The sequence below is a fragment of the Streptomyces sp. RP5T genome, from assembly GCF_003933965.1.
In the GTDB taxonomy this organism is placed as follows: Bacteria; Actinomycetota; Actinomycetes; order Streptomycetales; family Streptomycetaceae; genus Streptomyces.
In genome coordinates this window covers 1-5,573 of record NZ_RSAJ01000543.1, presented here as the reverse complement: position 1 = coordinate 5,573, position 5,573 = coordinate 1, and the positions used below count along the sequence as shown (strand labels likewise).

At 71.4% G+C, this 5,573-nt stretch carries 7 protein-coding genes and 1 pseudogene; 2 read left to right on the top strand and 6 right to left on the bottom strand.

The features are described 5' to 3' along the window. Window positions 1–344: pseudogene (locus EHS43_RS35845) on the top strand (hypothetical protein); the annotation flags it as partial. 82 nt (window positions 345–426) lie between these two features. Here EHS43_RS35845 and EHS43_RS35840 read toward each other — a convergent pair. Further along, window positions 427–783 carry an iron-sulfur cluster assembly accessory protein gene (locus tag EHS43_RS35840; RefSeq protein WP_020137379.1) on the bottom strand — a complete coding sequence of 119 codons (357 nt, stop codon included), beginning with the start codon at window positions 781–783 and terminating at the stop codon, window positions 427–429. A 254-nt stretch (window positions 784–1,037) separates the two neighbouring features. Between EHS43_RS35840 and nadA the strand changes: the two genes are divergently transcribed. Further along, window positions 1,038–2,222 (top strand): quinolinate synthase NadA, encoded by a 1,185-nt coding sequence (nadA, locus tag EHS43_RS35835; RefSeq protein ID WP_125194791.1) that lies wholly within the window; start codon window positions 1,038–1,040, stop codon window positions 2,220–2,222. A gap of 19 nt (window positions 2,223–2,241) precedes the next feature. On the opposite strand, the gene EHS43_RS35830 is transcribed toward nadA, so the two are convergent. From EHS43_RS35830 to EHS43_RS35810, 5 genes are all read right to left on the bottom strand, one after another. Then, window positions 2,242–2,607 carry a PQQ-binding-like beta-propeller repeat protein gene (locus EHS43_RS35830; RefSeq protein WP_260470864.1) on the bottom strand — a complete coding sequence of 122 codons (366 nt, stop codon included), beginning with the start codon at window positions 2,605–2,607 and terminating at the stop codon, window positions 2,242–2,244. Window positions 2,608–2,777: 170 nt separating this feature from the next. Next, entirely contained in the window at window positions 2,778–3,923 is a 1,146-nt protein-coding gene (locus tag EHS43_RS35825; protein ID WP_125194790.1) for an RNA polymerase sigma factor, read from the bottom strand. Then, the gene (locus EHS43_RS35820; RefSeq protein ID WP_125194789.1) at window positions 3,916–4,341 is read right to left on the bottom strand and encodes a YciI family protein; all 426 of its coding nucleotides are present in this window, start codon (window positions 4,339–4,341) and stop codon (window positions 3,916–3,918) included. The genes EHS43_RS35825 and EHS43_RS35820 overlap by 8 nt, the downstream gene beginning before the upstream one ends. Window positions 4,342–4,467: 126 nt before the next feature. After that, window positions 4,468–5,145 (bottom strand): response regulator transcription factor, encoded by a 678-nt coding sequence (locus tag EHS43_RS35815; RefSeq protein WP_125194788.1) that lies wholly within the window; start codon window positions 5,143–5,145, stop codon window positions 4,468–4,470. Beyond that, window positions 5,142–5,573: sensor histidine kinase (locus tag EHS43_RS35810; protein WP_369009065.1), on the bottom strand; the 432-nt coding region annotated here is incomplete at its 5' end. The genes EHS43_RS35815 and EHS43_RS35810, both read right to left, overlap by 4 nt.

The window sequence follows — 5,573 nt, the reverse complement described above, 5'->3', positions numbered from 1 at the left end:
CCTCCCCCACCGCGCCCTCCGACCGGCCGACCTCCGCGCCGAAGACGCGGGACGTCCAGGTGGACGGCTACACGGCCGAGGGCAGCGAGCTGACCGTGAGCTTCACGGGCGGGGTGTGCGGGGACTACGCGGCGACGGCGAGCGAGAGCGCGACCGAGGTGAAGGTCACCGTGACCTACACGCCGTGGCCGGACAAGGTCTGCATCATGATCGCCAAGGAGATGCAGAAGACCGTGCCGCTCGACGAGCCGCTCGGTGACCGTACGGTCGTGGACTCGGACGGCCGGCGGATCCCGCTCCAGAAGGCGGGGGCGCGGCTGCCGGAGGTCTCCGGCGCCCGGTAGCCCGCGGGACGCGCGAAGGCGGCGGCCCCGTCAGAGGGGGCCGCCGCCTTCCGTCACTCAGGACCGGGTGCGGACCGCGGGCTCAGCTGAAGGAGTCGCCGCAGGCGCAGGAGCCGGTCGCGTTCGGGTTGTCGATCGTGAAGCCCTGCTTCTCGATGGTGTCCACGAAGTCGATGGACGCGCCGCCCAGGTACGGGGCGCTCATGCGGTCGGTGACGACCTTGACGCCGCCGAAGTCCTTGACGACGTCGCCGTCGAGCGAACGCTCGTCGAAGAAGAGCTGGTAACGCAGGCCGGAGCAGCCGCCGGGCTGAACGGCGACGCGCAGGGCCAGGTCGTCACGGCCTTCCTGGTCGAGCAGGGCCTTGACCTTCGCCGCGGCGGCGTCGGACAGGATGATGCCGTCGGTGACGGTGCCGGTCTCGTCCGATACGGACATCTACATCTCTCCCGGGTTGTACGGAGACTGCTTGCCGACTGGTGCAACCGGCAAGGCCGCGGATTCATTCCGGGCCGGACGCCGGTTTTTCGGCGCCTTCTTCATGCTCGCACACGGGACGGGGAGCGGAAAACGGCTCATCCGCCGTTCTTCGGGATTCACGTCACATCGACGCAATGACCATCGTCAAAGTGACGTGAACCGGGTTATGATAGATAACGTCAGTTCGACGAAAAGTAGAAAGGGTGCGTGTCGTGACCACCGCCCAGACCACGGAGCTCGACGTACAGCCGACTCCGCTCGCCCTGTTGCTGCTCGGCCGCGAGGCCGACCCGAGGAGCGAGCGGGGCGTCGAGTGTCCCGGCGACCTGCCCTCGCCGTCCGACCCCGACCTGGTCGAGCGCGCCCGCGCGGCCAAGGAGAAGCTCGGCGACAAGGTGTTCGTCCTCGGCCACCACTACCAGCGTGACGAGGTCATCCAGTTCGCCGACGTCACGGGCGACTCCTTCAAGCTGGCCCGGGACGCGGCCGCGCGCCCGGAGGCCGAGTACATCGTGTTCTGCGGTGTGCACTTCATGGCCGAGTCCGCGGACATCCTCACCTCCGACGACCAGAAGGTCGTCCTGCCCGACCTCGCCGCCGGCTGCTCCATGGCCGACATGGCGACCGCCGAGCAGGTCGCGGAGTGCTGGGACGTGCTCACCGAGGCCGGCGTGGCCGAGCAGGTCGTGCCGGTGTCGTACATGAACTCCTCCGCGGACATCAAGGCGTTCACGGGCAGGCACGGCGGCCTGATCTGCACGTCGTCGAACGCGAAGCGGGCCCTGGAGTGGGCCTTCGAGCAGGGCGACAAGGTGCTGTTCCTCCCCGACCAGCACCTCGGCCGCAACACCGCGGTCCGCGACATGGGCATGTCCCTGGAGGACTGTGTCGTCTACAACCCGCACAAGCCGAACGGCGGTCTGACCGCCGAGCAGCTGCGGGACGCCAAGATGATCCTGTGGCGCGGCCACTGCTCGGTGCACGGCCGCTTCTCGCTGGAGTCGGTGGAGGACGTGCGCGCCCGCATCCCCGGCGTGAACGTCCTGGTGCACCCCGAGTGCAAGCACGAGGTCGTCGCCGCCGCGGACTACGTCGGCTCGACCGAGTACATCATCAAGGCGCTGGAGGCGGCCCCGGCCGGCTCGAAGTGGGCCATCGGCACCGAGCTGAACCTCGTACGGCGGCTCGCGAACCGTTTCGCCCCCGAGGGCAAGGAGATCGTCTTCCTCGACAAGACGGTCTGCTTTTGCTCGACCATGAACCGCATCGACCTGCCCCACCTGGTCTGGACCCTGGAGTCCCTGGCCGAGGGCAAGCTGGTCAACCGGATCGAGGTCGACAAGGAGACCGAGGCGTTCGCCAAGCTGGCCCTGGAGCGGATGCTGGCACTGCCGTAGGACCCGTGGTCGCAGAGGCTCACCCCGACACGGAGGTCCGCTCGGGGTGGGCGGGATCGAGGGTGAAGACATCGCCGGACGGCATGGTGACGACCAGGGCGCCCTTGTTCGGCAGCACCTGGGGCAGCACCTCGCTCTCCGCGTTCACCCACCTGGCGCGCGGCAGGGTCTCCCACAGCGGCGTGCCCCTGGCCGCGTCCAGGGCGGCGACCCGGGCGCTGGCACTGGACAGATGGACCACGCGGGAGCCCGGGGCGGGGGTGACACCGCCGGGCTGCTCCAGGCTCGTCGGGGTCTGCCACAGCTGCTTTCCGGAGCGCACCGACACGGCGGTCACGGCGACCTCGCGCCCGGAGCGTGATCTGCCCCGGTGGACGATGCCCATTCCCCCCCCCCCGGACCCGAGCCGGTCGGCCGGCTTGTGCCCGCCGACCGATCTCGGGCCGTCCTTGTGCAGCGGCACGTCCGCATCCCCTTCCCCATGCGGCAGTCCGAGGGCCCAGCACAGGCAACGGGGGTGTCCGGACCGGCTCGGGAAGGTCCCGGGCCGTGGCGTCAGGGCCGCGAACCGGAGTTGAGCCGGGCCGCCTGGCGGGTCAGATAGTCGCGTTCGGCGAGGTTGGGGGCCTTGCGGGCCGCCTCGGCGTACAGGCGGGCCGCGGTCGCCGGGTCGCCCGCGCGTTCGTGGAGGTAGGCCGCGGCCGCGGTGCGGCGGGGCAGCGCGTCCTCGACCCCGGCCAGGGCGGCGAGCCCGGCGCGGGGGCCGTCCGCCTCGCCCACGGCGACGGCACGGTTGAGGCGGACCACCGGGCTGTCGGTGAGACCGGCGAGTTCGTCGTACCACTCGACGATCTGCACCCAGTCGGTCTCCTCGGCGGTGGGCGCGTCCGCGTGCAGGGCGGCGATGGCGGCCTGAGCCTGGAACTCGCCCAGCCGGTCACGGGCCAGGGCGCCCTGGAGGATCCGCACGCCCTCGGCGATCGCCGCGGTGTCCCAGCGGGTGCGGTCCTGCTCGGCGAGCGGCACCAGGCTGCCGTCGGGCGCGGTACGGGAGGCGCGGCGGGCGTGGTGGAGCAGCATGAGGGCGAGCAGCCCCGCGACCTCGGGGTGGTCGATCGCGGCGGCGAGCTGCCGGGTGAGCCGGATCGCCTCGGCGGCCAGGTCGACATCGCCGGAGTAGCCCTCGTTGAAGACGAGGTAGAGGACGCGCAGCACGGTGGCGACGTCGCCGGGCTGGTCGAAGCGGACGTCCGAGACGGTGCGCTTGGCCCGGCTGATGCGCTGCGCCATGGTCGCCTCGGGGACGAGGTAGGCCTGGGCGATCTGCCGGGTGGTGAGACCGCCGACCGCTCGCAGGGTGAGGGCCACCGCGGACGAGGGGGTGAGCGAGGGGTGGGCGCACAGGAAGTACAGCTGGAGCGTGTCGTCCACGGCGGGCGTGGGGCCGGGCCCCGGTTCCTCGTCGACACGTTCCTCCCGCCGGCGGCGGGCGGTGTCCGAGCGGGTCGCGTCGAGGAACTTGCGCCAGGCCACGGTGACCAGCCAGCCCTTGGCGTCCCTCGGCGGGTCGGACGGCCAGAGCCGCAGGGCCTCGACGAGGGCGTCCTGGACGGCGTCCTCGGCCGCCGCGAAGTCTGCTCCGCGGCGGACGAGGACGGTCAGCACACCCGGCGTGAGGCGTCTGAGCAGTTCCTCATCCACCGGCGTGGCAGTCGTCCGTGGCGGTGGGCGAGTTCGCGTAGAACGGGCGCAGCTCCAGCCACTCGTGGATCGGCTTCCCGCCGGCGCCGGGGGCGGCCGACAGTTCCCCGGCCAGTTCGAGGGCGCGCTCGTAGCTGTCGACGTCGATCACCATCCAGCCGGCGATGAGGTCCTTGGTCTCGGCGAACGGCCCGTCGGTGACCGGCGGGCGCCCCTCGCCGTCGTACCGCACCCACGTGCCCTCGGGAGCGAGCGCCTGCCCGTCTACGTACTCCCCGGTCTTCTCCAGCCGCTCCGCGAAGTCCCGCATGTACTGCACGTGTGCGGAGATCTCCTCGGGGGTCCACTTCTCCATGGGCACGTCGTTGGCCGGAGCGGGAGCGCCACGGTAGTGCTTCAGCAGCAGGTACTTGGCCATGATGTCTCTCCTGGGTCCCGGAGCGACCCATTCTGGCCGCTCTCACCCCGGGGACGGAGCGGGGCACGGGTTCTCGACATCGCCGCCGGATTTATTTTTTCCGGGGCTCCCCACAGCCTTGCGCGCTCACTCCGCCCGCGGACGGACCAGCCCCGACTCGTACGCGATCACCACCAGCTGGGCCCGGTCGCGGGCGCCGAGCTTGGCCATGGCCCGGTTGACGTGGGTCTTGACGGTGAGCGGGCTGACTTCCAGGCGTTCGGCGATCTCGTCGTTGGAGTGGCCGCCGGCGACCTGGACGAGGACCTCGCGCTCGCGGACGGTGAGGGCGTCGAGGCGTGCGGAGCGCACCGGGTCGGACTCGTCCGCGTCGCCCTGGGCGAGGAAGCGGGCGATGAGGCCCTTCGTGGCGGCCGGGGACAGCAGGGCCTCACCGCCGGCCGCGATCCGGATGGCGCTGAGGAGTTCCTCGGGTTCGCTGCCCTTGCCGAGGAAGCCGGAGGCACCGGCGCGCAGCGACTGCACGACGTAGTCGTCGACCTCGAAGGTGGTCAGGATGACCACGCGGACATGGGCGAGGGAGGAGTCCTCGCTGATCATGCGGGTGGCCGCGAGGCCGTCGGTGCCGGGCATGCGGATGTCCATGAGGACGACGTCGGCGCTCTCCTGCCTGGCCAGCCGTACGGCCTCGGCGCCGTCGGACGCCTCGCCGACCACCTCCATGTCCGGCTCCGAGTCGACGAGCACCCGGAAGGCGCTGCGCAGCAGTGCCTGGTCGTCGGCGAGCAGGACACGGATCGTCATACGGGCTCTCCCGGTTGGTCCCTCGCGGCGGTACGGGTCTTCACCGGCAGGATCGCATGGACGCGGAAACCGCCTCCGTAGCGGGGACCGGTGGTGAGCGTGCCGCCCAGGGCGGTGACGCGCTCGCGCATGCCGAGCAGACCGTGGCCACCGCCGTTGTCGGGGTCCTCGTCGTCGCCGGCGCCGTCGTCGAGGACCGTGATCTCCACATGGGGACCGACCCGTACGACGCTGACCTCGGCCTTCGCCTCCGTACCGGCGTGCTTCTGGATGTTGGTCAGGGCTTCCTGGATGACCCGGTAGGCGGCCAGGTCCACGGCGGCGGGCAGGGTGGTGCCGTGGTCGGCGCGGGCCACCTCGACGTGCAGGCCCGCGCTGCGGAAGGTGCCGACGAGTTCGTCGAGGCGGGCGAGGCCGGGGGCGGGTTC